Raw genomic sequence first — 23,090 nt, 5'->3', positions numbered from 1 at the left:
CGCCGCCAGGCGGAAGACAAAAGCGCCCGGCGGAATACATCAGGCGCACAAAGAAGACGTGCCGCGCCCCGGCCCCCGGGACGCACCAATTTCTGAGGAGAGACCGTGATCGAAGAAACCTTGCTCGAAGCCGGGGACAAGATGGACAAGGCAGTTGAGGTAGCCAAGGAAGACTTCGCCTCGATCCGGACCGGCCGCGCGACGCCTGGCCTGTACAACAAGGTCATCGTCGAGTACTACGGCACGCCGACGCCGCTGCAGCAGCTGGCCTCCTTCGCGGTCCCGGATGCCCGCACCATCCTCGTCACCCCTTACGACAAGACGGCCCTGCGCGACATCGAACGTGCCCTCAGCGACTCCGAGGTCGGCGCCAACCCGTCCAACGACGGCAACGTCATCCGGATCACCATTCCCGAGCTGACGTCCGAACGGCGCAAGGAATACGTCAAGATCGTCAAGTCCAAGGGTGAGGACGCGAAGGTGTCCATCCGCAACATCCGCCGCAAAGCCAAGGAAACGCTGGACAAACTCGTCAAGGACGGCGACGCCGGCGAAGACGAAGGCGCCCGCGGTGAGAAGGAACTCGACGCCATGACCAAGGCACACGTGGACGGGATCGACGAGCTGCTCAAGCGCAAGGAAGCTGAGCTGCTCGAGGTCTGATGAATCAGGCACAGGAGGCCTCCGGGCCGCGCGCCCGGAGGCGGGGGAAGCAGCGCGAGAACCCAACGCCCAAAGCGGGCCGGAACCTGCCCGCCGCCACCGTGGTGGGCGTTGGCATGCTGGTGTGCGTGCTCGGCGGCCTGCTGTTCCTCCCGCTGGGCTTTGTCCTGGTGACCGCCACCTTTGCGATCTTCGGCGTCTGGGAGATCTTCCGCGCGCTGGAGGCCGCAGGCACCCGCCTGCCGATCGTGCCGGTGATGGTCGGCACGGTCGCCATGCCGATCGCCGCCTACTTCGGCGGCCTCGAAAGCCTGCTCTTCGCCATGCTCGTCAGCAGCGTGGCGGTGTTGTTGTGGCGGACCCTGGAAGGCGCCGCCGGTTCGGCGCGGAGCATCTTCGCCGGGGTCTTCACCCTGTCCTGGGTGCCCTTCCTGATCAGCTTTGCGGCCCTGCTGCTGCACACCGCCGACGGCGAGACGCCGGTAGGCCTGTGGCCTGACGGGGTGATTCCGGCGGGGGCGTGGGAAATCGCGACCCTCCTGCTCCTGGTGGTGGCCAACGACACCTTCGGCTACCTCGTGGGCGCCTCCCTGGGCAAGCATCCGATGGCCCCCAAGATCAGCCCCAAGAAGACCTGGGAAGGCTTCGCCGGCTCGATCGCCGGGGCCGTCGTCGTGGGCGTGCTCGCCATGATCTTCGTGCTGGGCGAACCGTGGTGGTTCGGCGTCGTGCTCGCCGTGGGCATGGTGGCAGCCGCCACCGCCGGCGATCTCGCCGAATCCATGGTCAAGCGCGAGCTCGGCATCAAGGACATGAGCAGCATCCTCCCCGGACACGGAGGCGTCATGGACCGGCTGGACTCGATCGTCTTCGCCTCGCCGGTGGCGTTCATCCTGTTCTCGGCCCTCACAGCTGCCTAGAAGCACCGGACCAGCACTCCCGGCGCCTAGAATGGTGCCGAGCAAACCAGCCGAACGGCATCAAAGGAACAAAGTAACAGTGGACATTCAACGGCAGATTCCTGCGTCTTTTGACCGCGTGCAGCGGAACCAGTATGGCTACAACGCCAGGCAGGTCGACGATTTCCTGCAGCGCGCACGGGTGTCATTCGAAGCTCCGTCCTCGGCCTCCCGCGCCATCAAGAGCTCGGACGTCCGCGCCGTGTCCTTCGATCCCGTGAAGGGCGGCTACGCCGCGGCCGGCGTGGACGCCGCGCTGGACCGGCTCGAAGACGCCCTCGCCCGGCGCGAGCGTGATGAACTCGTTGCCGAACGCGGCGAAGATGCCTGGCTGCGCGAAATCGGCCGGCTCGCGGGCGTCCTGCGCGGGCGCCTGCACCGCCCGGACGGCCAGCGCTTCCGGCGCCCGTCCAAACCCAAGGCCCGCAGCTACAACACCACCGACGTCGACGACCTCTGCCACGAGCTGATCGGCTACCTCGAGGAGGACCAGCCGCTGAGCGTGGACAACGTCCGGCGCGCTGTGTTCCGCCCCGCGGTGGGCCGGGAGGGATATGAGGAGAGCCAGGTCGATGCATTCCTGGAGCGCGCCGTCGAGCTCATGGCGGCCATCGACTAGTCACGCCCCGCGCGGAGTCCCATCCGTGTCACCAACGCCGGAACCCCCCGACCGGGCCGCCGACGCCGGCTGGGTCACCATTCCCGGATCACCGTTCCGTCGCGAGCGGCCGTTCCGGGGTGTGCAGCCGGGTCATCACCCGCGTCATCGTCCGCGGCACCCGGCCCCGTGTGGCCCGCGACACCAGGATCGTGACGGCGAACGCGGCCGGCACCGTCCAGGCGGCGGGCTGCGCCAGCCACGACGGCGTCTGTGCAGCACCAAGCACCGAGCCGGCCACCATCGCACTGCCGCAGAGCACACCGCCGGTCACCATGCCCGCGATAGCCCCGGCGTCCGTCAGCCCCCGCCACCAGATGCCCAGCAGCAGGACCGGGCAGATCGTGGACGCGGTAAAGGCAAACACAAGCCCCACGCTGCCGGCCAATGCCAGCGATTCGGTCATCGAGGCGATCCCCAGCGGGACCAGGGCCGAGACCACTGCTGCCAGCCGGAAGCCCCGGACACTGCCGCCGAACACGTCCTGGCTGATCACGCCGGCCAGCGAGACCACCAGGCCGGACGTCGTCGACAGGAACGCCGCGAACGCTCCGGCCACCACCAGCGCCGTCAGCAGGTCGCCGGCCACCCCGCCAATCATCCGTCCGGGCAGGAGCAGCACCAGGGCATCGGCCGGCCCGCTGCGGGCGAGGTCGGGGGCGTAGGCCCGGCCGATCATGCCGTAGGCCGTGGGGAACATATAGAAGACCGAGAGCAGGCCCAGGACAATCAGCGTGGTGCGGCGGGCCGACTGCCCGTCCGGGTTGGTGTAGAACCGGACCAGCACGTGCGGTAGGCCGAGGGTTCCGAAGAGCAGGGCCACGAGCAGCGAGATGACCTGATAGGGGCCCGAGGGTGCCAGCGCCGTCGGATTCACCGCGGGGACTGCCTCCACCGGGGAGCTGTTGCCGCCCAGCGCCAGCAGCATGAACACGATGGGCACCGCCACAGCGGTCAGCTTCAGCCAGTACTGGAACGCCTGGACAAACGTGATGGAGCGCATCCCGCCTGCCACCACGGTGATACAGACGACGCCGACCACCGCCACCGGGCCCACCCACGCCGGCAGCCCGGTGGTGATCCGGATGGCCAGGGCAGCGCCGTGCAGCTGCGGGACGATATAGAGCCAGCCGACCAGGACCACCACCAGGCTTGTGACGCGGCGGACGGCCCGCGAATCGAGGCGCGCCTCGGTGAAATCCGGGATCGTGTAGGCCCCGGAGCGGCGCAGGGGGGCGGCGACGAACAGGAGCAGCATCAGGTAGCCGGCCGTGTACCCCACCGGGTACCACAGCGCGTCGGTACCGGAGAGCAGGATCAGCCCGGCGACCCCCAGGAAGCTCGCGGCCGAGAGGTACTCGCCGCCGATCGCCGAGGCGTTCCACCACGGCTTGACCGTCCGGGACGCCACGTAAAAGTCTCCGGTGGTGCGCGAGATCCGCAGTCCGTAGAAACCGATGACTGCCGTGGCGAGTGAGACGGCGGCGAATGCCGCCACCCCGACGACGGGGTTCACGTTCCGCTCACCCGGCCCCGTGCGTGGCCGCCCGCCGGGCCGTTCCCGCGGGCCCGCACCTGTTCGGTCACTTGTCGCCGGCGAGGTCCCGGTACCGGGCCTCGTTCCTTGCCGAGGTCCGCACATACAGCCAGGCACTGAGACCGATCACCGGATAGATGCCGGCACCCAGCAGGACCCAGTCGAAAGGAAGGCCTGCAATGGTCGAGTCCGCCAGGCCCGGGACCAGCCCCAGCACGAGCGGGAAGGCGAGCATGATCAGCAGGAATCCCAAGGCCACCACGAGGCCCAGCCGGAGCTGGGACCGGATGAGCGAACGGACGAACAGTTGCCCGGCGTCGGATTCCTCTGCCGCCTCCTGCGGGGCCGCCGCGGAGCGCCCGCCGGCCAAGGCGGCACTGCCCGCTGTGACGCTGCCCGGTGTGACGCTGCGCGGCGCCGTGACCCGGACCCGCGTCATGCCTGCGGCCGGATACGGCTGGCTTCGAGCTTTTCCCGGACCGCCGGGAGGTGCCGGCGGCTGATGGGCAGTTCGGCCCCGGCCACGGTGACGCTGGGCCGCGCCGCGGCGAGCTTCATGTGGCTGATGTGGCCCAGTGCGGTCAGGTACGAGCGGTGGATGCGCAGGAACCCGGCGTCGGCCCACTGCTGCTCAAGGTCGGCCAGCGGAACCCTGATGAGGTAGCTCGCCTCCGCCGTGTGCAGCCGTGCATAGTCGCCCTGCGCCTGGACGTACGTCACGTCCTCGCGCCGGATCATCTTGGTGGTCCCGCCCAGGTCCACGGTAATCATTTCCGGGGCCGGCGCGCCGTCCTTGAGCAGCTCGCTGATCCGGCCGATCGATTTCGCCAGCCGTTCGGCGCGCACGGGCTTCAGGAGATAGTCCACGGCCGCGAGCTCGAAGGCCTCCAGCGCGCAGTCCTCGTCCGCGGTAACGAAGACCACGGCGGGCGGGTGGGCGCTGCGGGAGATGACCCGGGCAATGTCCAGCCCGGACAGCGCCGGCATGTGGATGTCGAGGAAGACGACATCGACTTCTTCGGCCTCCAGTGCCCGCAGGGCCTCGGCGCCCGAAGAGGCGCGGTGGATGGTGCCGATCCGGTCATCCCTGCCGAGCAGGAAAGCCAGTTCCTCAACGGCGGGGAGCTCGTCGTCGGCGACGAGGACGTTAATCATGGCACTAGCCTACTGCCGCGGCCATTTTGACCGGCTCAGCCCGTCAGCCACCTGCCGCCGGGCACAACACCGCCGGGAACAGACCGGAATCAGGCGTCGTGCCGGGGCTGGGACTTGGGGACGCGCATCGTGATCAGGGTGCCCTCGCCAGGTGCGGTCTCGATCACGAGGCCGTTCTCGTCCCCGTACACCTGGCGCAGGCGGGCGTCGACGTTGCGCAATCCGACGTGGTCACCGTCGCTGTGCCCGGCAAGGACAGAGCGGAGCTGGTCCGGGTCCATGCCCACGCCGTCGTCCTCGATCGTCACCTCCGCGAAGGCACCCGAGTCGTTCGCCGTGATGGAGATGTGGCCCGGGCCCTCCTTGGCCTCAAGGCCGTGCCGGACCGCGTTTTCCACCAGCGGCTGCAGGCTCAGGAAAGGAATCACCGTGCTCAGGACCTCCGGAGCGATCCGCAGGCTGACCTGCACACGGTCGCCAAAGCGGGCCCGTTCCAGGAGCAGGTAGCGGTCGATGCAGCGCAGTTCCTCGGCCAGGGTCGTGAAGTCGCCGTGGCGGCGGAAGGAGTAGCGGGTGAAATCGGCGAACTCCACCACGAGCTCGCGCGCCCGGACCGGATCCGTGTTGATGAATGAGGCGATCGCGTTCAGCGAGTTGTAAATGAAGTGCGGGCTGATCTGGGCGCGGAGGGCCCGGACTTCCGCCTCCATCAGGAGGGTGCGGGAGGCGTCGAGCTCGGCGAGTTCCACCTGGGTGGCCACCCAGTCAGCCACCTCGCCGGTGGCGCGGACCAGTCCAGCGCCAGCGGACGGCGCGAAGGCGGCCACCACACCCACCACACGCGTCCCGGTTTTGATCGGGGCGATCACGACGGCGCGCTCTACCTCCGGCGCCAGCGTCACGCCGCCGTCGCCAGCGGCCAGGAGCTGGAGTTCGCCCGCCGGAATGACGGCGAGGTGGCCGCCGTCGAACACTTTTGACGCGAGCCCCATCAAGGCAGGCCTGAGTTCCTCGCCGGCGCCGTCCCACGCGAGCACGCCGGTTGTGTCGGTGATGGCCAGGGCGTCGCAGCCCAGGAGGCTGCGCAGCTGTTTGCTGGCCTTGGCCGCGCCGGCCGGATTCAGGCCAGTCCGCAGGTACTGGCCGGCGCGGGACGCGGCGTGGAGGGTCTGGTAGGTGGCGCGCTCCGCATCGGTGCCGAGATCGCGGAAGGACCGGAGGACCTTGAGCCCCACGGCGACGACAGCCGCGATCGCCAGGGCAATCACCGCGACGGCGGCGGCGGTGAGCAGGGGAGAGTCCGGCATGATGCCAGCCTACCGCCGGGGTTCCTTTCGGCGGCCGGGGCGCCGTTTGGCGCAGCGTCGGGACCGCTGAGCGACGCAGGTCGCCCCGGCTGTAGAAGGTAACTCACGTCACGGTGCACAGTGATTGCAGTCACATCGGCATGATGGGTTGCAGGGTGCGTCCCGCGCAGACCACGGCAGCCGGTGTGGACTCACCAGTCTCAATGAGGAGGAACCGATGGGTCACGACGCCCAAGAAACGGACGCTGCGGCGGCCGTGGACTTCAAGGAAGTCCAGTCGACGGAGCAGTTCCAGGAACTGCGCACACGTCACCGCAGCTTTGTCTTCCCGCTGTCCATAGCCTTTCTGCTCTGGTACTTCGCCTATGTCCTGCTGGCCGACTACGCGGTGGGATTCATGTCCATCAAACTCTGGGGCAACATCAACGTCGGGCTGATCCTGGGCCTGCTGCAGTTCGTCTCCACGTTCGCGATCACCGGCTGGTATGTCAGCTATTCGAACCGCAAGCTGGACCCCATTGCCTCCGAGATCCGCCAGGAAATCGAGGGGCACGAATTCGACAAGCACGGCAACCCGGTTGGGGGGACTGCAAAATGACACTCATGGTTCCCGCAGTAAACGTTGCGGATCTCAAGGACACCACCCTGCTGAACATGGGCATCTTCGCCCTCTTCGTCGCGATCACCATGGTCATTGTGATCAGGGCCAGCCGCAACAACAAGACGGCAGCCGACTACTACGCGGCCGGACGATCCTTCACAGGCCCGCAGAACGGCACCGCCATCGCCGGCGACTACCTCTCCGCGGCGTCCTTCCTCGGCATCACCGGAGCCATCGCCATCAACGGCTACGACGGCTTCATGTACTCCATCGGCTTCCTCGTCGCCTGGCTCGTCGCCTTGCTGCTCGTCGCCGAACTGCTCCGCAACACCGGCAAGTTCACCATGGCCGATGTCCTCTCCTTCCGGCTCAAGCAGCGCCCCGTGCGCATCGCGGCAGCCATCTCCACACTGGCCGTCTGCTTCTTCTACCTGCTGGCCCAGATGGCCGGTGCCGGCAGCCTCATCTCGCTGCTCCTGGGCATCAGCGACTGGGGCGGACAAGCCCTGGTGATCATCGTCGTCGGCGCCCTGATGATCATGTACGTCCTGATCGGCGGCATGAAGGGCACCACCTGGGTGCAGATCATCAAGGCCATGCTCCTGATCGCCGGAGCCGCCGTCATGACCTTCTGGGTCCTCGCGATCTACGGCTTCAACCTCTCGGACCTGCTGGGCGGCGCGGTGGAAACCTCGGGCAACCCGAACCTGCTCAACCCGGGACTGCAGTACGGCAAGACCGAGACATCCAAGATCGACTTCCTGTCCCTCGGCCTGGCCCTCGTGCTCGGCACCGCAGCCCTGCCCCACGTGCTGATGCGCTTCTACACGGTTCCGACCGCAAAGGAAGCCCGCAAGTCGGTGGTGTGGTCCATCTGGCTCATCGGCATCTTCTACCTGTTCACCCTGGTCCTGGGCTACGGCGCAGCTGCACTGGTGGGTGCCGACACCATCAAGGCAGCCCCCGGCGGCGTGAACTCGGCCGCGCCGCTGCTCGCCTTCCACCTCGGCGGCCCGCTGCTCCTGGGCTTCATCTCGGCGGTGGCCTTCGCGACGATTCTGGCCGTCGTCGCCGGCCTGACGATTACTGCGGCGGCGTCCTTCGCACACGACATCTACGCCAGCGTCATCGCCAAGGGGAAGGCCGACGCCGCCACCGAGGTCAAGGTTGCCCGCCGCACCGTGGTGGTAATCGGCCTGCTGGCCATCGCCGGCGGCATCTTCGCCAACGGACAAAATGTTGCGTTCCTCGTGGCGCTCGCGTTCGCCGTGGCTGCCTCCGCCAACCTTCCGACCATCCTCTACTCGCTGTTCTGGCGCCGGTTCACCACCCAGGGTGCCCTGTGGAGCATGTACGGCGGCTTGTCCGCGGCCATCATCCTGATTGCGCTCTCCCCGGTGGCCTCCGGGGCCAAGACGTCGATGATCCCGGGCGCCAACTTCGCCATCTTCCCGCTGAGCAACCCGGGCATCGTCTCCATCCCGCTCGCGTTCTTCCTGGGCTGGCTGGGCACCGTCCTGGACAAGCGGAAGGAAGACACCACAAAGCAGGCCGAAATGGAGGTCCGTTCCCTGACCGGGGTGGGCGCCGAAAAGGCTACCAACCACTAGGAAGGCCGCACCAACAGAGGGGCTCCCGTGCAACAGCACGGGAGCCTCTCCTGTGGATGGGCGCCCGCTTCGACAGAGTTTGCCGAAGTCAGCGCTGAGGCCTCAGCCGAATGTTCACCATCTTCAACTCGTCGCGGCCTTCGAAGCGGTATGCCAGCTCCACACTTTTCGTGTCGCAGTCGATCGTTCCGGCGACGTCCGCGGAGTTGGAGCCGTTGTTGGAGTTGACGTTGAGGCTTGAAAAGTTGGGTTTACAGCTGCCGTCAAGCTCCAGGCTCTGCACCCCCGCGGCGAACTCTGCCGGGGAAATCTTCCGCATGAGGGCCGGATCCAGGTACTTCTCGTAAGCGGTGCTGACCTCGCCGGCGATGAGCAGCTTCGTGAAATCGTCCGCGATGCCCCGGGCCTGGTTGGTGGCTCCGCCCACCACGTTGAGCAGGACGACGACGCCGGCACTCACCAGCAGGAGCACCCCGCCGACGATCCCGAGGACAATCCACAGGGCCTTGCGGCTCTTTTTCGGGGGCGGCTGGGCGGCGCCGCCGTAGTAGGGCGGCGGCTGCCCCGGCCCTCCGTAGTACGGAGGTGCGCCGTTGGCGGGTGGCGGGTAGTTGGGTGCCGCGCCGGCCGCGGGTGGCGGGTAGTTGAGTGCCGCATAGTTGGGTGCCGCGGCGTCGGCGGGTGGCCCGGGTGGCGGGACGTAGTAGGGAACGGGCGGCTGGCCGGGCGCCGGGTGGCCGGCTGCAGGCTCATGCCCGGGCTGCGGCGGTACCGGGCGGTGTGGTTCCTCGGGGCTGCTCACGGTTCAAGCCTTTCCGGCAGTCCAGACAAGCCACTGCCTGTTGCACTGGGCCGCGTGAACGGACCCAAGAACTCAGGGGGACCCAACGGACACAGCCTAGCGCCGCGGCCGCCTACGGCACAGATGAAAAGCAGATCAGTTATCGGCGGATCCGCGCTCCAGCAGGGGCTGGATCCGGAACGGGATCAGCTCGCCCATCGCCAGTGCGGTATCGGTCCGGTCCACGCCGTCGCAGGCCAGGATCTTGCCGTTGATCCGGAACAGGTCCTCGGCGTCCAGCGCCACCACCCGCAGGAGCAGATCGGCCGAGCCCGTCAGGCCGTAGCCCTCCAGGATTTCCGGAATCCCGGCGAGCTCGACGGCGAGGGGTCCGAGTTTCTGTTGCTGGACGTGGACGGAGATGAAAGCCATCAGCGGATACCCGAGGGACACCGGATTGATCCGCCGCTCGAAGGAGAGGAACACGTGCTTCTTCTCGAGCTGGGCCATCCTGGCCTGCACCGTATTGCGCGAGAGTCCGAGCTTCTGGGCGAGGGCCACCACGGTCCGCCGGGGGTCCCGCGCCATGGCCGAAAGCAGGCGGGTGTCAGTGCCATCCAAGGTTTGCATAATGCGCAAGATTAGCACGGTTGGCGGATCCCAAACAGTGCATAATGCTCAACTTATTTGCGGGTGGTTGTACCCGATGAGCATTGTGAGTAGGGTCACAATTATCCGGGGCAACGGCGCCCGGGCGGCTGGCGCGCCGCGGGATCACGAGTCCTGCGAGTTCCGGTCAGACGACGTCAGAAGGTGCGGACAACAGTGTTTACCGACGACGCGGGCAAAGGCGGCATTGCCGCCGGGGGCCCCGGAAACAGTGAAAATTCTATGAGGCGGACGGGCGGCGACCTCGTCCAGCTCATCACCCCGGCGGGCGAGCGCATCAGCCATCCCGAGTTCGATCCCTGGCTCCAGGACGTCAGCGATGAGCAGCTTTGCGCGCTCTATGAGGACATGGTGGTCATCCGCCGGATCGATGCCGAGGCCACGGCCCTCCAGCGGCAGGGCGAACTGGCGCTGTGGCCGCCGCTGCTCGGCCAGGAAGCATCCCAGATCGGCTCGGCCCGCGCCCTCCGCGAGGACGACTTCGTCTTCCCGAGCTACCGCGACAACGGCGTTGCTTACTGCCGGGGAGTGAAGCCGGAGGACCTCGTCCGTGCCTGGCGTGGCAACGCCTCCGCCGGGTGGGACCCGTTCACCGTCAACGTTGCCACCCAGCAGATCATCATCGGCGCGCAGAGCCTGCACGCCACGGGCTACGCCATGGGCATCCAGAACGACGGCGCCGATTGCGTCGCCGTGGCCTACTTCGGCGACGGCGCCACGAGCGAAGGCGACGTCAACGAAGCCATGGTCTTCGCCGCGAGCTTCCAGGCGCCCGTCGTCTTCATCTGCCAGAACAACCACTGGGCCATCTCCGAACCCGTGCGGCTCCAGTCCCACATCCAGCTCGCAGACAGGGCATCCGGCTTCGGCATCCCCAGCATGCGGGTCGACGGGAACGATGTCCTCGCCGTGATGGCAGCCACCCGCATCGCCCTGGACCGCGCCCGGCGCGGCGGCGGTCCCACCTTCATCGAGGCCGTGACCTACCGGATGGGCCCGCACACGACGGCGGATGACCCCACCCGCTACCGGGATGCCAACGAACTCGAGGACTGGGCCGCCAAGGACCCGATCAGCCGGATGAAATCGCTGCTCGAACGAAAGGGGCTGCTGACCGCGGACGTCGAGGCCGCCGTCGCCGCGCAGGCCGACGCCGTGGCCAAGGAACTCCGGGCCGGCACCATCAACATGCCCGAGCCGCAGCCACTGGATATCTTCAAGCACGTGTACAGCACGCCTCACTCCTGGCTGGATCGCCAGCAGGAGCACTACTCCCGTTACCTGGCTTCCTTCGGTGATCCCGCAGAAGCCGCTTCTGAAGAAGGTGCACGCTGATGACGCAGATGACCTTTGCCCGAGCCATCAATTCGGGCCTGCGCAAGTCCCTCGAAAACGATCCCAAGGTGGTCCTGATGGGGGAGGACATCGGCGCCCTTGGCGGTGTCTTCCGTGTCACGGACGGGCTGCAGAAAGACTTTGGGAAGCACCGCGTCGTGGACACCCCGCTCGCCGAGTCCGGCATCATGGGCACCGCCGTCGGCCTGGCCTACCGCGGCTACCGTCCGGTGGTGGAGATCCAGTTCGACGGGTTCATCTACCCGGCGTTCGACCAGATCGTCAGCCAGGTCGCCAAGATGCACTACCGCACCCAGGGCGCGGTCAAGATGCCCATCACCATCCGCGTCCCGTTCGGCGGCGGCATCGGCTCGCCGGAGCACCACTCGGAATCGCCCGAGGCCTACTTCACCCACACCTCGGGGCTGCGTGTGATCAGCGTGTCCAACCCCCAGGACGCCTACACCATGATCCAGCAGGCCATCGCCTCCGATGATCCCGTCCTGTACTTCGAGCCCAAGCGGCGCTACCACGACAAGGGCGAGGTGGACGAGACCCTGGACCTGAACACTGCCCTGTCCATGGAAAAGGCCCGTGTTGTCACCGAGGGCTCGGACGTCACCCTCGTGGCCTACGGCCCGCTGGTCAAAACCGCCCGCGACGCCGCCCTGGCGGCCGCCGACGAAGGCATCTCGATTGAGGTCATCGACCTGCGCTCGCTGGCACCGCTGGACTTCGCCACCCTTGAAGCCTCGGTCCGCAAGACCGGCCGTCTGGTCATCACGCACGAGGCCAGCCAGTCCGGCGGCCTCGGCGCCGAAGTCGCCGCGAGCATCACCGAGCGCTGCTTCTACCACCTCGAGGTCGCTCCCGTCCGCGTGACGGGCTTCGACGTTCCCTACCCCTACTCCAAGCTGGAAATGCACCACCTGCCGGGCCTTGACAGGATTCTCGACGGCGTTGACCGTGCCCTCGGCCGCCCCAACTCCCTCAGCGGGCTGGAAGGATGAGTGCCACCATGATCAAGGAATTCAGGCTCCCGGACCTCGGCGAGGGACTGACGGAATCGGAAATCGTCGCCTGGAAGGTCGCGGTAGGGGACACCGTCACCCTCAACCAGATCATCGCCGAGGTAGAGACGGCCAAGGCCGTCGTCGAGCTGCCCTCGCCGTTCGCCGGCGTGGTCGCGGCCCTGCACGAGCAGCCCGGCACCGTCGTTGAGGTCGGGAAGCCGATCGTCTCCTTCGAGATCGAGGGCGACGACGGCGCAGCCGGTTCCGCGCCCGGTGCTGGTACGGACGCGGCCGGCGGCAAGCGTGAGCCGAACCTCGTCGGCTATGGCGCCGTCCTCGAAGCCTCCGGCCGGCCGGCCCGCCGCGCCCGCACCTTCGCCGCCCCGGCGGCTTCTCCGGCCGTCGCGGCCGAGCCGGTGGCACCGGTCCGCGCAACCGAGCCGGCCGCGCCGGTCCGTGCTGCTGGGCCGGCCGAATCCAAGCCGGTCGAAACCCAGCCGGCCACCTCCGCGGCGGGGGAGCGCCCGCGGTCCACGCCGCCGGTGCGCAAGCTGGCCAAGGATCTCGGCGTCGACCTCGAGGCCGTAACCGGAACCGGGGAGCGAGGGCTCATCACCCGCGACGATGTGCTGAACTTCGTCGGCGGCGGGGAGCTGCCCGCAACCGCTCAAGAGCCCGCCCGTGCGACGGCGCAGGCCGCAGGGCCTGTCCAGGCCCCGGGCGAGCGCGAGACCCGCACGCCGATCAAGGGCGTGCGGAAGTTCACCGCCGCCGCGATGGTGGCCAGTGCCTTCACCGCACCTCACGTCACCGAGTTCCTGACCGTCGACGTCACGCCCACCATGGAGCTGCTGGCACGGCTCAAGGCCAGCCGCGCCTTCGCCGGGTACAAGCTCACGCCGCTGACGCTGGTGTCCAAGGCGGTGCTGATTGCGCTGCGCAACCACCCGACGCTCAACGCCCGGTGGGACGAGGCCAACCAGGAGATCGTCCAGTTCAACTACGTGAACCTGGGCATCGCTGCCGCGACCCCGCGGGGGCTGACGGTTCCGAACATCAAGGACGCGGACCGGATGTCCCTCATGGATCTCTCCTCGGCCCTGACGGAACTGACGGACACGGCCCGGGCCGGGAAGACGAGCCCTGAGGCGCTCTCCGGCGGCACGATCTCCATCACGAACATCGGCGTCTTCGGCATCGACGCCGGCACGCCCATCCTGAACCCGGGCGAGGCAGCCATCCTGGCCCTCGGCGCGGTCCGGAAGATGCCGTGGGAGTACCAGGACGAGGTCGCGCTGCGCCAGGTCATGACGCTCAGCCTCTCCTTCGACCACCGGCTGGTGGACGGCGAGCAGGGCTCGCGGTTCCTCCAGGACCTCGGGGCCATGCTGGCCGATCCGGGCATGGTCCTCGCGATGGTCTAGGTCCCTGCGACACAGCTGCCGGCTGCCCCGTCCGAAAGGAAGGGGCAGCCGGCAGTTTTTTGTGTGCGGGCTATTTTTGGGCGGGGTTGCTTCCGTCCGGGGGCACTTTGGGCACAATCCACGACGGCGGCGGCCCCGTTGACGGCGTGTCGTCGCCAAAGTGCCCCCGGAGTGAGCCGTGGACACGTGCGCCCTGGGGTGAGCCGTGGACACGCGGACGCGGGAGGGCGCCGGGGGTGGGGGAGTTGCTTAGCCGAACTACTCCGGCAGGGTGGCCGGTGCCAGGAGCGCGGCCAGCGCCATGCTTTCGAGCAGCGGCCTTGCGCGGCGGACGCCGATGCGGCGCCCGTGGCTGCGCACCGAGTGCGGGGTCGAGTTGATCAGGCCGAACGTGGCGTGCGCGCGCATCCGCAGTTCGGCGGCCTCCGTGCCCTCGTGCAGTCCGGCCAGCACGTCCACCCAGAGTTCAACGTAGTTGCGCTGAAGCGTGCGGACCTCGGCCTGGTCCTCGCCGGCGAGGTTGCTGAAGTCCTGGTCCTGGACCCGGATGACGTCCGGGTTGCTCAGGGCAAAGTCGACGTGGAAGGCCACCAGCCCGCCCAATGCCGCCAGATCGCCGTCGGCATCGGCCACCACCTTGCGGCCGCCGTCGAGCAGGTCCTGGCTGACGCTGAGCAGCAGGGCGCCGAGGACGGCCTGCTTGCCGGCGAAGTGACGGTAGACCGCCGGACCGCTGACGCCGGCCGCCGCCCCGAGATCCTCCAGGGAAACGCGGTTGAAGCCCTCCAGGGCAAAAAGCGCAGCGGCGGCGGACAGGAGGGCCTGCCGCCTGTTCGCCTTGGCCTGGCTGCGCTGGGTTGAGACTGCCTGCGTTGAGGCTGCCTGGGCTGACGGAAGCTGGGCAGTCTGGCTGGGCTCGGTCACCGGCGCACCCCTCGTTGCAGAATGATCCCTGTGTTGGACATCACAGTTAATAGAGACTAACCTAAATCTCAGTTATGCGGTACTAACCGAAATAGTCGGGCGGCTTGAGTTGCCGCTCCGGCGCGCAAGTCCGCGCAGGTCAGGGAATGGAAGCAGTCAATGGAGACAATCGCCAGCCGGGTGGATGCGACGAGCGCCGCCTACGCCGCGAACCGGGAGGCCCAACTGGGGCTGGCCGGCGAGCTGAGGGAACGGCTCGCCACCGCCGCGCTGGGCGGGCCGGCGAAGTCCCGGGAACGCCACGTCGCGCGCGGCAAGCTCCTGCCGCGGGAGCGCATAGACCAGCTGCTGGACGACGGCAGCCCCTTCCTGGAGATCGCCCCGCTGGCCGCGGACGGCATGTACGACGGCGACTCGCCCGGTGCCGGCGTCATTGCCGGCATTGGGCTGGTGCACGGCCGACAGGTGCTGGTCATTTCCAACGACGCCACCGTCAAGGGCGGCACCTACTATCCGATGACGGTGAAGAAGCACCTCCGCGCGCAGGAAATTGCGCTCGAGAACCGGCTGCCCTGCATCTACCTCGTGGACTCCGGCGGGGCGTTCCTGCCCAAGCAGGACGAGGTCTTCCCGGACAAGGAACACTTCGGCCGGATCTTCTTCAACCAGGCGAAGATGTCCGCGGCGAAGATCCCGCAGATCGCCTCCGTGATGGGCTCCTGCACCGCCGGCGGCGCGTACGTTCCGGCGATGAGCGACGAGACCGTGATTGTCCGCAACCAGGGCACCATCTTCCTGGGCGGCCCGCCGCTGGTGAAGGCCGCGATCGGCGAGATCGTCACGGCGGAGGAACTCGGCGGCGGCGACGTGCACTCGAAGATCTCCGGGGTCACGGACCACCTGGCCGAGAACGATGAGCATGCCCTCCAGATCGTCCGGGACATCGTCTCCACCCTGCCGAAACCGTCCGCGCCCGTCTGGGACGTGGACACCGTAGTCGAGCCCGTTGCCGACCCGGACGAGCTCTACGGTGCCGTGCCCACGGACGTCAACGCCCAGTACGACGTGCGCGAGGTCATTGCCCGGCTGGTCGATGGCAGCCGGTTCCACGAGTTCAAGAAGAACTACGGCACCACCCTGGTCACGGGCTTCGCGAAGCTGCACGGCCACCCGGTGGGCATCGTGGCGAACAACGGCGTGCTGTTCAGTGAGTCTTCCCTCAAGGGAGCGCACTTCATCGAACTGTGCGACCAGCGCGGCATCCCGCTGATCTTCCTGCAGAACCTCTCCGGCTTCATGGTCGGCAAGGACTATGAACAGGGCGGCATCGCCAAGAACGGCGCCAAGATGGTCACCGCCGTCGCCACCGCCCGCGTTCCCAAGCTGACCGTCGTGATCGGCGGGTCCTTCGGCGCCGGGAACTACTCGATGTGCGGGCGGGCCTACTCGCCGCGCTTCCTCTGGATGTGGCCGGCGTCGCGGATCTCCGTGATGGGCGGCAACCAGGCCTCCAGCGTGCTCGCGACCGTGAAGCGGGACCAGTACGAGGCCCGCGGCGAGGAATGGTCCGCCGCGGACGAGGAAGCCTTCAAGGCCCCCATCAAGGCCCAGTACGAGGACCAGGGCAGTCCCTATTACTCCACCGCCCGCCTCTGGGACGACGGCGTGATCGACCCCGCGGACACCCGCACCGTCCTGGGACTGGCGCTCGACGTCGTCTCCCGCACCCCGCTGCCGGAGACCTCCTTCGGCCTGTTCCGGATGTGAGCCAGCCATGAATCTTTCTTCGTCGACCATTTCTTCGCCCGCCACTCCGTCCGTGGCCACCCCGCCAGCCAACGCCACAACCGGCACCCCGTTGTTCGGCACCGTGCTCGTCGCCAACCGCGGCGAGATCGCCTGCCGCGTCATCCGGACCCTGCGCGCCCTCGGCATCCGTTCGGTCGCCGTCTATTCCGACGCCGACGCCGACGCGCGGCATGTGCGGGAAGCCGACGTAGCGGTCCGGATCGGCCCGGCTGCCGCCACCGAGAGCTACCTCAAGATCGAGGCCATCATCCAGGCCTGCCGCGACACCGGCGCGGAGGCCGTGCACCCGGGTTACGGCTTCCTGAGCGAGAACGTCGACTTCGCCCGCGCCCTCGAAGCCGCCGGGATCACGTTCATCGGCCCCGGCGTCGAATCCCTCAATGTCATGGGCGACAAGATCCGCTCCAAAAACCACGTCACCGGCTACGGCGTCCCCGTGGTCCCGGGCATCGCCGAACCCGGCATGAGCGATGCGCAGCTGATCGAGGCCGCGGCCGGCGTCGGCTTCCCGCTGCTGATCAAGCCCTCCGCCGGCGGCGGCGGCAAGGGCATGCACATCGTCGAACGCCCCGAGGACCTGGAAGCCACCCTGGCCACCGCACGCCGGGTGGCCGCGAGTGCGTTCGGCGACGACACCCTGTTCCTGGAACGGCTCGTCACCACCCCGCGGCACATCGAGGTCCAGATCCTGGCGGACAACCACGGCAACGTCATCCACCTCGGGGAGCGCGAGTGCTCGCTGCAGCGCCGCCACCAGAAGGTCATCGAGGAAGCACCGTCCCCGCTGCTGGAATCCCTGCCCGACGGAGCGGAGATCCGCGCCCGGATCGGCGAGGCCGCCTGCCAGGCCGCGCGCAGCGTCCACTACTCCGGGGCCGGGACCGTGGAATTCCTGGTCTCGGACGCCGCCCCGGACGAGTTCTTCTTCATGGAGATGAACACCCGCCTCCAGGTCGAACACCCCGTCACCGAGATGGTCACCGGCGTGGACCTCGTCGAATGGCAGGTGCGCATCGCCGGCGGCGAGGAACTCACGGTGACCCAGGCCGACGTCGTGCTGACCGGCCACTCGGTGGAGGCACGCGTCTACGCCGAGGTGCCGGAGAAGAACTTCCTGCCCTCCATCGGACAGGTCGTGCTGCTGGACGAACTGCCGGACACCGCGAGTGGCAAGGTCCGTGTCGATTCGGCCCTGCTGGAGGGCCTCCAAATCTCCAGCAGCTACGACCCGATGATTTCCAAGGTCATCGCGTGGGGCGAGGACCGCGCGGAGGCTTTGGACACCCTCGATGAGGCGCTCGCCGGGTATACCGCGCTGGGCATCGACACCAACGTTGAATACCTGCGGCTGCTGATCAACGACGCCGACGTCCGCGCCGGCCGCCTCGACACCGGCCTGATCGAGCGGAAAATGCCAGAGTTCTCCTTCCGGCATGCGGGCGACTTCGAAGTGGCCGCTGCTGCCGTCTTCGCCGCTGCGATGCACGAGCATGAAACGCAGGACGCCTGGACAGGTCCCTGGCAGCTCGGTAACGGGTGGCGGCTCGGTGCAGCTGCCCCGCTCCGGATCAGCCTGGGGACCCCGGACGGCGGTATCGCCACGGTGCAGGTATCCGGGTCGTTGGAGCGGGGGACGGCGACCGTGGCAATCAACGGCGGTCCGCGACGCCCGGCATCATTTCGGGCCGCCAAGCCAGGCGCCGCGGAGATCACTCTGGGCGACGAATCCCGCAGTTACGCGCTGGTGCCGGTCCACCGCGGGCCCGTCCCCCCTGGCCCCGGCAGCCCGATGCCAACGGAAGTGTTCCTCGGCAACGAGGGTTGGTCCTGCCGGCTCGAGGTGCTCGCCCGGGAGGCCCGGCTGGCCCGGGTGCTGGCCGCGATCGAACGCGAGGAAGGCGCCGCCGACCCGGCGGTGCGCTCGCCGATGCCCGGGACGGTGGTGTCGGTGTCCGTCAGCAACGGTGACACCGTGGAGGCCGGCCAGGTCCTTGTCGCAGTGGAAGCCATGAAGATGGAGCACCAGCTCGTGGCGCCCCTGGACGGAACCGTCCACATCAGCGTCGGCTCCGGCGACCTCGTCAAGGCCGACCAGGTGGTGGCGACGATCCACCCCGCAGTGCCGGGCGGGCCGCCCTCGGCAGAGAACGCAGCGGAGGACACGATCGAGGAAGCCGTCATCGCGATGGGCGCGGCCGAATGACCGAACCGTACTGATCCCACCGCCTCCACCCCGGGCTGACCAACCCTGGCGCAGCCAACCCAGTGCACCAACACTTTTCAACAGACCACAGATGTACCTCAGAAACAGGAGTCACCCCATGCCAGATTTTGAACTCAGCGAGGACTACCAGATCCTTAGCGACACCGTCCGCGAATTCGCCGACGAAGTGGTGGCCCCGGTCTCCGCCAAGCACGACGAAGAGCACAGCTTCCCCTACGAGGTCGTCTCCCAGATGGCGGACATGGGCCTGTTCGGCCTGCCGTTCCCGGAGGAGTTCGGCGGCATGGGCGGGGACTACTTCGCCCTGGCCCTGGCCCTGGAACAGCTCGGCCGGGTGGACCAGTCCGTCGCGATCACCCTCGAGGCCGGCGTCTCGCTCGGTGCGATGCCGATCCACCGCTTCGGCAACGAGGCCCAGAAGCAGGAATGGCTGCCGCTGCTGGCCTCCGGCAAGGCGCTCGCCGGCTTCGGCCTGACCGAGCCGGAAGCCGGCTCCGACGCCGGCGGCACGAAGACCACGGCCAAACTGGGCGGCGGCGAGTGGGTCATCAACGGCAACAAGGAATTCATCACCAACTCGGGCACGGACATCACCAGGCTCATCACCGTCACCGCGGTGACTGGTCAGGAGGAGCGTGCGGACGGCAGCATCAAGAAGGAAATCTCCACCATCCTGGTGCCCACCAACACCCCGGGCTTCACCGCGGAAAAGGCATACAACAAGGTCGGCTGGAACGCCTCGGACACCCACCCGCTGACGTTCAACAACGTCCACGTCCCGGAGGAAAACCTGCTCGGCACCCAGGGCCGCGGCTACGCCAACTTCCTCTCCATCCTGGACGAAGGCCGGATCGCGATCGCGGCACTGGCCGTCGGTGCGGCCCAGGGCTGCGTGGACCAGTCGGTGAAATACGCCAAGGAACGCAGCGCGTTCGGGCAGAACATCGGCAAGTACCAGGCCATCGCGTTCAAGATCGCCCGGATGGAAGCCCGCGCCCACACGGCCCGGCTGGCCTACTACGACGCGGCCGCCCGGATGCTTGCCGGCAAGCCGTTCAAGACCCAGGCGGCCATCGCTAAGATGGTCGCAGGCGAGGCAGCCATGGACAACGCGCGGGACGCCACCCAGGTGTTCGGCGGCTATGGCTTCATCAACGAATTCACCGTGGCACGCCACTACCGCGACTCCAAGATCCTTGAAGTCGGCGAGGGCACCACGGAGGTCCAGCTGATGCTGATCGCCCGCGAACTGGGACTGTAGCCGGCCGGAAGGATCACCGATGATCAACAAAGTTGTTGCCAGCGCAGCCGAGGCTGTCGCGGACATTCACGACGGCGCCTCCCTCGCCGTCGGCGGGTTCGGGCTGTGCGGCATCCCTGTGACGCTGATCGAGGCCCTGCATGAGCGCGGTGCCACGGACCTGGAAACCGTCAGCAACAACTGCGGCGTCGACGACTGGGGCCTCGGGATCCTGCTCAAAGACGGCCGGATCCGGCGCACCATCAGCTCCTACGTGGGGGAGAACAAGGAGTTCGCCCGGCAGTACCTTTCCGGCGAACTGGAGGTGGTCCTCACTCCGCAGGGCACGCTGGCCGAAAAGCTGCGCGCCGGCGGCGCGGGCATCCCGGCGTTCTACACCCCGGCTGGCGTCGGCACCCAAGTGTCCGACGGCGGCCTGCCGCAGAGGTACGACGCCGAGGGTAACGTCGCGATTGCCTCCGCCCCGAAGGAAGTCCGCAGCTTCCACGGCGCCGACTACGTGCTGGAGGAATCGCTGACGCCCGACTTCGGCCTCGTGCACGCCTGGAAGGGTGATCGCCACGGCAACCTCGTCTTCCACGCCACAGCCATGAACTTCAACCCGCTGTGCGCCATGGCAGGGAAGATCACCATCGCCGAGGTCGAGGAGCTCGTGCAGCCGGGGGAGCTGGACCCGGAGCACGTCCACGTCCCGGGGATCTTCGTCCAGCGCGTGGTTCTCGCCCCGCAGGGCGAGAAACGCATTGAGAAGCGGACGGTTGCCGTGGCCACCGGCGCCTCCGGCGCACCACAACTGTCGCCAGAGCAGGCAGGAGCCTAGCCGTGGAAACGAACAAAGCCCCAGAGGCCCCGCCCCGCCCCGAGGCCGTGCGCCACGAATACCGGCGCTCCGCCGTCGAACACGCCGCCGGTATTGAGGGCAAGGGCTGGACCCGCAACGAACTCGCGGCCCGGGTGGCGCAGGAGCTGCACAACGGCGAGTACGTCAACCTCGGCATCGGGATGCCGACGCTGATCCCCAACTACATTCCGGCCGGCGTCGAGGTGGTGCTGCATTCGGAGAACGGGATCCTGGGCGTCGGGCCGTACCCGGCCGAGGATGAAGTCGATCCGGACCTGATCAATGCCGGCAAGGAAACCGTCACGGTCAACAAGGGCGCGGCGTTCTTCGATTCCGCAGCCTCCTTCGGCATGATCCGGGGCGGCCACGTCGACGTGGCCGTGCTCGGCGCCATGGAGGTCGCCGTCAACGGCGACCTCGCCAACTGGATGATCCCGGGCAAGATGGTCAAAGGCATGGGCGGCGCAATGGACCTTGTGTTCGGGGCTAAGAAAGTGATCGTGATGATGGATCACGTGGACCGGAACGGCAAGCCGAAGATCGTGGAAAGCTGCACGCTGCCGTTGACCGGCAAGGGCTGCGTGGACCGGATCATCACCGACCTCGCCGTGATCGACGTCGTGACCGAGGGCGGGAAGTCCCGGCTGGTGCTGCGGGAACTGGCCCCGAACGTGTCCGTGGAGGACGTCGTGGCGGCCACCGGAGCCGAACTCTTTGAGGAAGACCAGGAACTGACCGTATGAGTGATGCAAGCACGACTCCACCGGGCACAGGCGCACACCCGAGTAACGGCAACCCCCGGGTGATCGAGCAGCGCGGCCTCTATTTCGATGAGCTGGATGAGGGCGTGGTCTACGCCCACCGTCCGGGCCGGACGGTCACGGAGACGGATAACGTCCTGTTCACCACCATGACCATGAACACCCAGGCCCTGCACCTCGACGCGGCCTGGAGCGCCGGGCAGCCCTTCGGCCAGCGGCTGATGAATTCGATGTTCACCCTCGCCACCGTGGTGGGCCAGTCCGTGCCGCAGCTGACCCAGGGCACCATCATCGCCCAGCTCGGCCTGACGGATGTGTCCTTTCCGCACCCGCTGTACCACGGGGACACCCTGTACACGGAGACGGTGGTGACCGGGAAGAGGCTGTCCGCGTCCCGCCCCGGGCAGGGCATCGTGACCATGCAGCACACCGGACGGAACCAGCACGGGGACGTGGTGGCGCTCGCCGCCCGCAGCTGCCTGATGTGGACACGCGAGGCCCACGCCGCTGCCGAGCTGGAAGCGGCGCAAAAGGGGAGAATAGAGACATGAGTTTCCTGATGGGCCCTGCCCTGCTGTTCTGCCCCGCCGACCGCCCCGAGCGGTACCAGAAAGCCGCGGAACGCGCCGATACCGTGATCGTGGACCTCGAGGACGCCGTCGCCCCTGCCGACAAGCAGCGGGCCCGCGGCGCCATCCTCGCCCAGCTCGGCGCCACCGGCGACGTCCCGGAACTGGACCCCTCCCGCACGATCGTCCGGGTCAACCCGGCCGGCACGGACGAGTTCGAGAAGGACCTGCACTGCCTCAAGCACACGCCATACCGGCACATCATGCTGGCCAAGGCCGAGAGCGCTGCCCAGCTGAGGGAACTCGAGGGCTACAGCGTGATTGCCCTCTGCGAGACGGCCGCCGGTGTCCTCAACGCCGCCGCCATCGCCGCCGAGCCCAATGTGGTGGCCCTGATGTGGGGTGCGGAGGACCTGCTGGCATCGCTCGGCGGAACCTCCAGCCGGGCGGAGGACGGCAGCTACCGGGCCGTCGCCCTGCACGCCCGTTCCAGCGTGCTGCTGGCCGCCGGCGCCTTCGGCAAGGACGCGATCGACGCCGTCTACGTCAACATCCCGGATCTGGCCGGGCTGGCCCTCGAATCCCGTGACGCGGTGGCGTCCGGATTCTCGTCCAAGGCCTGCATCCATCCGGACCAGGTGGCCGTGGTCCGCGAAGCCTACGCACCCTCCGAGGCCGACGTCTCGGCTGCCGCCGAGCTGCTCGATGCCGCCTCCGCGGCCGGCTCGGGCGTCTTCCAGTTCAAGGGCAAGATGGTCGACGGGCCCATCCTCAAGCACGCCGCGTCCACACTGCGCCGCGCGGGCCGCGTCGGGTCCTGACCGAGGGCCAGCTGCCCACCAACAACGTGCCCACCAGCTTGCGCCCACCGACGTGTGCCCACCAACACGTGCCCACCGACACGTGCCCGGGTGAAGCTCTGCCGCGTGAAGCTCGTCGATTCGCCACAGATGGCCGGATTGGCTGGTCCTATTGCGGCCATCTGCGTC

General features: G+C 67.9%; 22 protein-coding genes. 15 read left to right on the top strand and 7 right to left on the bottom strand.

Annotation, left to right across the window (positions count from 1 at the left end):
* Positions 1-105 precede the first annotated feature (105 nt).
* The 3 genes from frr to B5X90_RS07320 are packed head-to-tail and all read left to right on the top strand — an operon-like array spanning position 106 to position 2,241.
* Positions 106-663 (top strand): ribosome recycling factor, encoded by a 558-nt coding sequence (gene frr / locus B5X90_RS07330; RefSeq protein WP_018774548.1) that lies wholly within the window; start codon positions 106-108, stop codon positions 661-663.
* Positions 663-1,583, top strand: a complete 921-nt coding sequence (locus B5X90_RS07325; protein ID WP_079551459.1) for a phosphatidate cytidylyltransferase — start codon at positions 663-665, stop codon at positions 1,581-1,583. Before frr ends, B5X90_RS07325 begins: the two co-directional genes overlap by 1 nt.
* Before the next feature lie 31 nt (positions 1,584-1,614).
* Positions 1,615-2,241, top strand: a complete 627-nt coding sequence (locus tag B5X90_RS07320; protein WP_051082302.1) for a DivIVA domain-containing protein — start codon at positions 1,615-1,617, stop codon at positions 2,239-2,241.
* 88 nt (positions 2,242-2,329) lie between these two features.
* Here B5X90_RS07320 and B5X90_RS07315 read toward each other — a convergent pair whose 3' ends face one another.
* The 4 genes from B5X90_RS07315 to B5X90_RS07300 all read right to left on the bottom strand — a co-directional run bounded on the left by B5X90_RS07315 (position 2,330) and on the right by B5X90_RS07300 (position 6,279).
* Positions 2,330-3,796 carry a sodium/solute symporter gene (locus B5X90_RS07315; protein WP_079551457.1) on the bottom strand — a complete coding sequence of 489 codons (1,467 nt, stop codon included), beginning with the start codon at positions 3,794-3,796 and terminating at the stop codon, positions 2,330-2,332.
* Positions 3,797-3,863: 67 nt separating this feature from the next.
* Positions 3,864-4,256, bottom strand: coding sequence for a hypothetical protein (locus tag B5X90_RS07310; protein WP_079551455.1), 393 nt, complete (start codon positions 4,254-4,256; stop codon positions 3,864-3,866).
* A complete protein-coding gene (locus tag B5X90_RS07305; RefSeq protein WP_079551453.1) occupies positions 4,253-4,972 on the bottom strand; it encodes a LytR/AlgR family response regulator transcription factor in 720 nt (239 codons plus the stop codon). The genes B5X90_RS07310 and B5X90_RS07305 overlap by 4 nt, the downstream gene beginning before the upstream one ends.
* Before the next feature lie 89 nt (positions 4,973-5,061).
* Positions 5,062-6,279 (bottom strand): sensor histidine kinase, encoded by a 1,218-nt coding sequence (locus B5X90_RS07300; protein WP_079551451.1) that lies wholly within the window; start codon positions 6,277-6,279, stop codon positions 5,062-5,064.
* Between the two features lie 217 nt (positions 6,280-6,496).
* On the opposite strand from B5X90_RS07300, the gene B5X90_RS07295 reads away from it, so the two are divergent.
* On the top strand, positions 6,497-6,877 hold the full coding sequence (locus tag B5X90_RS07295) for a DUF485 domain-containing protein (protein WP_079551449.1): 381 nt from the start codon (positions 6,497-6,499) through the stop codon (positions 6,875-6,877).
* Positions 6,874-8,490, top strand: a complete 1,617-nt coding sequence (locus tag B5X90_RS07290) for a solute symporter family protein (RefSeq protein WP_079551447.1) — start codon at positions 6,874-6,876, stop codon at positions 8,488-8,490. The genes B5X90_RS07295 and B5X90_RS07290 overlap by 4 nt, the downstream gene beginning before the upstream one ends.
* A gap of 88 nt (positions 8,491-8,578) precedes the next feature.
* Here the strand turns inward: B5X90_RS07290 and B5X90_RS21585 are convergent, their stop codons facing one another.
* Both B5X90_RS21585 and B5X90_RS07280 read right to left on the bottom strand, forming a co-directional pair.
* Positions 8,579-9,292, bottom strand: a complete 714-nt coding sequence (locus tag B5X90_RS21585; RefSeq protein ID WP_256860106.1) for a hypothetical protein — start codon at positions 9,290-9,292, stop codon at positions 8,579-8,581.
* A 135-nt stretch (positions 9,293-9,427) separates the two neighbouring features.
* Positions 9,428-9,901 carry an Lrp/AsnC family transcriptional regulator gene (locus tag B5X90_RS07280; RefSeq protein WP_026266622.1) on the bottom strand — a complete coding sequence of 158 codons (474 nt, stop codon included), beginning with the start codon at positions 9,899-9,901 and terminating at the stop codon, positions 9,428-9,430.
* Between the two features lie 195 nt (positions 9,902-10,096).
* Between B5X90_RS07280 and pdhA the strand changes: the two genes are divergently transcribed.
* From pdhA to B5X90_RS07265, 3 genes are read left to right on the top strand one after another with little or no spacing between them, the layout of a single operon-like run.
* On the top strand, positions 10,097-11,275 hold the full coding sequence (gene pdhA, locus B5X90_RS07275; RefSeq protein WP_079551444.1) for a pyruvate dehydrogenase (acetyl-transferring) E1 component subunit alpha: 1,179 nt from the start codon (positions 10,097-10,099) through the stop codon (positions 11,273-11,275).
* Positions 11,275-12,285, top strand: coding sequence for an alpha-ketoacid dehydrogenase subunit beta (locus tag B5X90_RS07270; protein ID WP_079551442.1), 1,011 nt, complete (start codon positions 11,275-11,277; stop codon positions 12,283-12,285). Before pdhA ends, B5X90_RS07270 begins: the two co-directional genes overlap by 1 nt.
* Positions 12,282-13,712 (top strand): dihydrolipoamide acetyltransferase family protein, encoded by a 1,431-nt coding sequence (locus tag B5X90_RS07265; RefSeq protein ID WP_079551440.1) that lies wholly within the window; start codon positions 12,282-12,284, stop codon positions 13,710-13,712. Before B5X90_RS07270 ends, B5X90_RS07265 begins: the two co-directional genes overlap by 4 nt.
* Before the next feature lie 258 nt (positions 13,713-13,970).
* On the opposite strand, the gene B5X90_RS07260 is transcribed toward B5X90_RS07265, so the two are convergent.
* Positions 13,971-14,636, bottom strand: a complete 666-nt coding sequence (locus tag B5X90_RS07260; protein WP_079551438.1) for an SACE_7040 family transcriptional regulator — start codon at positions 14,634-14,636, stop codon at positions 13,971-13,973.
* Between the two features lie 159 nt (positions 14,637-14,795).
* Between B5X90_RS07260 and B5X90_RS07255 the strand changes: the two genes are divergently transcribed.
* The 7 genes from B5X90_RS07255 (at position 14,796) to B5X90_RS07225 (ending at position 22,922) form a co-directional block, all read left to right on the top strand.
* Positions 14,796-16,403, top strand: coding sequence for a carboxyl transferase domain-containing protein (locus tag B5X90_RS07255; protein WP_079551436.1), 1,608 nt, complete (start codon positions 14,796-14,798; stop codon positions 16,401-16,403).
* A 7-nt stretch (positions 16,404-16,410) separates the two neighbouring features.
* Entirely contained in the window at positions 16,411-18,648 is a 2,238-nt protein-coding gene (locus tag B5X90_RS07250) for an acetyl/propionyl/methylcrotonyl-CoA carboxylase subunit alpha (RefSeq protein WP_079551434.1), read from the top strand.
* Positions 18,649-18,766: 118 nt separating this feature from the next.
* Positions 18,767-19,930: an acyl-CoA dehydrogenase family protein gene (locus B5X90_RS07245; RefSeq protein ID WP_079551432.1), complete on the top strand. Its 1,164-nt coding sequence runs from the start codon at positions 18,767-18,769 to the stop codon at positions 19,928-19,930.
* A 19-nt stretch (positions 19,931-19,949) separates the two neighbouring features.
* Positions 19,950-20,750 (top strand): CoA transferase subunit A, encoded by an 801-nt coding sequence (locus B5X90_RS07240; protein WP_079551430.1) that lies wholly within the window; start codon positions 19,950-19,952, stop codon positions 20,748-20,750.
* Between the two features lie 2 nt (positions 20,751-20,752).
* The gene (locus B5X90_RS07235; RefSeq protein WP_079551428.1) at positions 20,753-21,514 is read left to right on the top strand and encodes a CoA transferase subunit B; all 762 of its coding nucleotides are present in this window, start codon (positions 20,753-20,755) and stop codon (positions 21,512-21,514) included.
* Positions 21,511-22,083, top strand: a complete 573-nt coding sequence (locus B5X90_RS07230; RefSeq protein WP_079551426.1) for a MaoC family dehydratase — start codon at positions 21,511-21,513, stop codon at positions 22,081-22,083. Before B5X90_RS07235 ends, B5X90_RS07230 begins: the two co-directional genes overlap by 4 nt.
* On the top strand, positions 22,080-22,922 hold the full coding sequence (locus B5X90_RS07225; RefSeq protein ID WP_079551424.1) for an HpcH/HpaI aldolase/citrate lyase family protein: 843 nt from the start codon (positions 22,080-22,082) through the stop codon (positions 22,920-22,922). Before B5X90_RS07230 ends, B5X90_RS07225 begins: the two co-directional genes overlap by 4 nt.
* Positions 22,923-23,090 lie beyond the last annotated feature (168 nt).

Source organism: Arthrobacter sp. 49Tsu3.1M3 (assembly GCF_900168135.1).
In the GTDB taxonomy this organism is placed as follows: domain Bacteria; phylum Actinomycetota; class Actinomycetes; order Actinomycetales; family Micrococcaceae; genus Arthrobacter.
Note: the sequence above shows the minus strand (reverse complement) of the source record. Positions and strands in the feature narration are given on the sequence as shown.

Excerpts from the sequence above, each read along its gene's own strand:
- B5X90_RS07240 (WP_079551430.1), top strand. The coding sequence starts at position 19,950 with ATGATCAACAAAGTTGTTGCCAGCGCAGCCGAGGCTGTCGCGGACATT.
- B5X90_RS07225 (WP_079551424.1), top strand. The coding sequence starts at position 22,080 with ATGAGTTTCCTGATGGGCCCTGCCCTGCTGTTCTGCCCCGCCGACCGC.
- B5X90_RS07255 (WP_079551436.1), top strand. The coding sequence starts at position 14,796 with ATGGAGACAATCGCCAGCCGGGTGGATGCGACGAGCGCCGCCTACGCC.
- B5X90_RS07270 (WP_079551442.1), top strand. The coding sequence starts at position 11,275 with ATGACGCAGATGACCTTTGCCCGAGCCATCAATTCGGGCCTGCGCAAG.
- B5X90_RS07280 (WP_026266622.1), bottom strand. The coding sequence starts at position 9,901 with ATGCAAACCTTGGATGGCACTGACACCCGCCTGCTTTCGGCCATGGCG.
- B5X90_RS07305 (WP_079551453.1), bottom strand. The coding sequence starts at position 4,972 with ATGATTAACGTCCTCGTCGCCGACGACGAGCTCCCCGCCGTTGAGGAA.
- B5X90_RS07290 (WP_079551447.1), top strand. The coding sequence starts at position 6,874 with ATGACACTCATGGTTCCCGCAGTAAACGTTGCGGATCTCAAGGACACC.
- B5X90_RS07250 (WP_079551434.1), top strand. The coding sequence starts at position 16,411 with ATGAATCTTTCTTCGTCGACCATTTCTTCGCCCGCCACTCCGTCCGTG.
- B5X90_RS07325 (WP_079551459.1), top strand. The coding sequence starts at position 663 with ATGAATCAGGCACAGGAGGCCTCCGGGCCGCGCGCCCGGAGGCGGGGG.
- B5X90_RS07230 (WP_079551426.1), top strand. The coding sequence starts at position 21,511 with ATGAGTGATGCAAGCACGACTCCACCGGGCACAGGCGCACACCCGAGT.
- B5X90_RS07310 (WP_079551455.1), bottom strand. The coding sequence starts at position 4,256 with ATGACGCGGGTCCGGGTCACGGCGCCGCGCAGCGTCACACCGGGCAGC.
- B5X90_RS07265 (WP_079551440.1), top strand. The coding sequence starts at position 12,282 with ATGAGTGCCACCATGATCAAGGAATTCAGGCTCCCGGACCTCGGCGAG.
- B5X90_RS07320 (WP_051082302.1), top strand. The coding sequence starts at position 1,615 with ATGGTGCCGAGCAAACCAGCCGAACGGCATCAAAGGAACAAAGTAACA.
- B5X90_RS07300 (WP_079551451.1), bottom strand. The coding sequence starts at position 6,279 with ATGCCGGACTCTCCCCTGCTCACCGCCGCCGCCGTCGCGGTGATTGCC.
- B5X90_RS07295 (WP_079551449.1), top strand. The coding sequence starts at position 6,497 with ATGGGTCACGACGCCCAAGAAACGGACGCTGCGGCGGCCGTGGACTTC.
- B5X90_RS07245 (WP_079551432.1), top strand. The coding sequence starts at position 18,767 with ATGCCAGATTTTGAACTCAGCGAGGACTACCAGATCCTTAGCGACACC.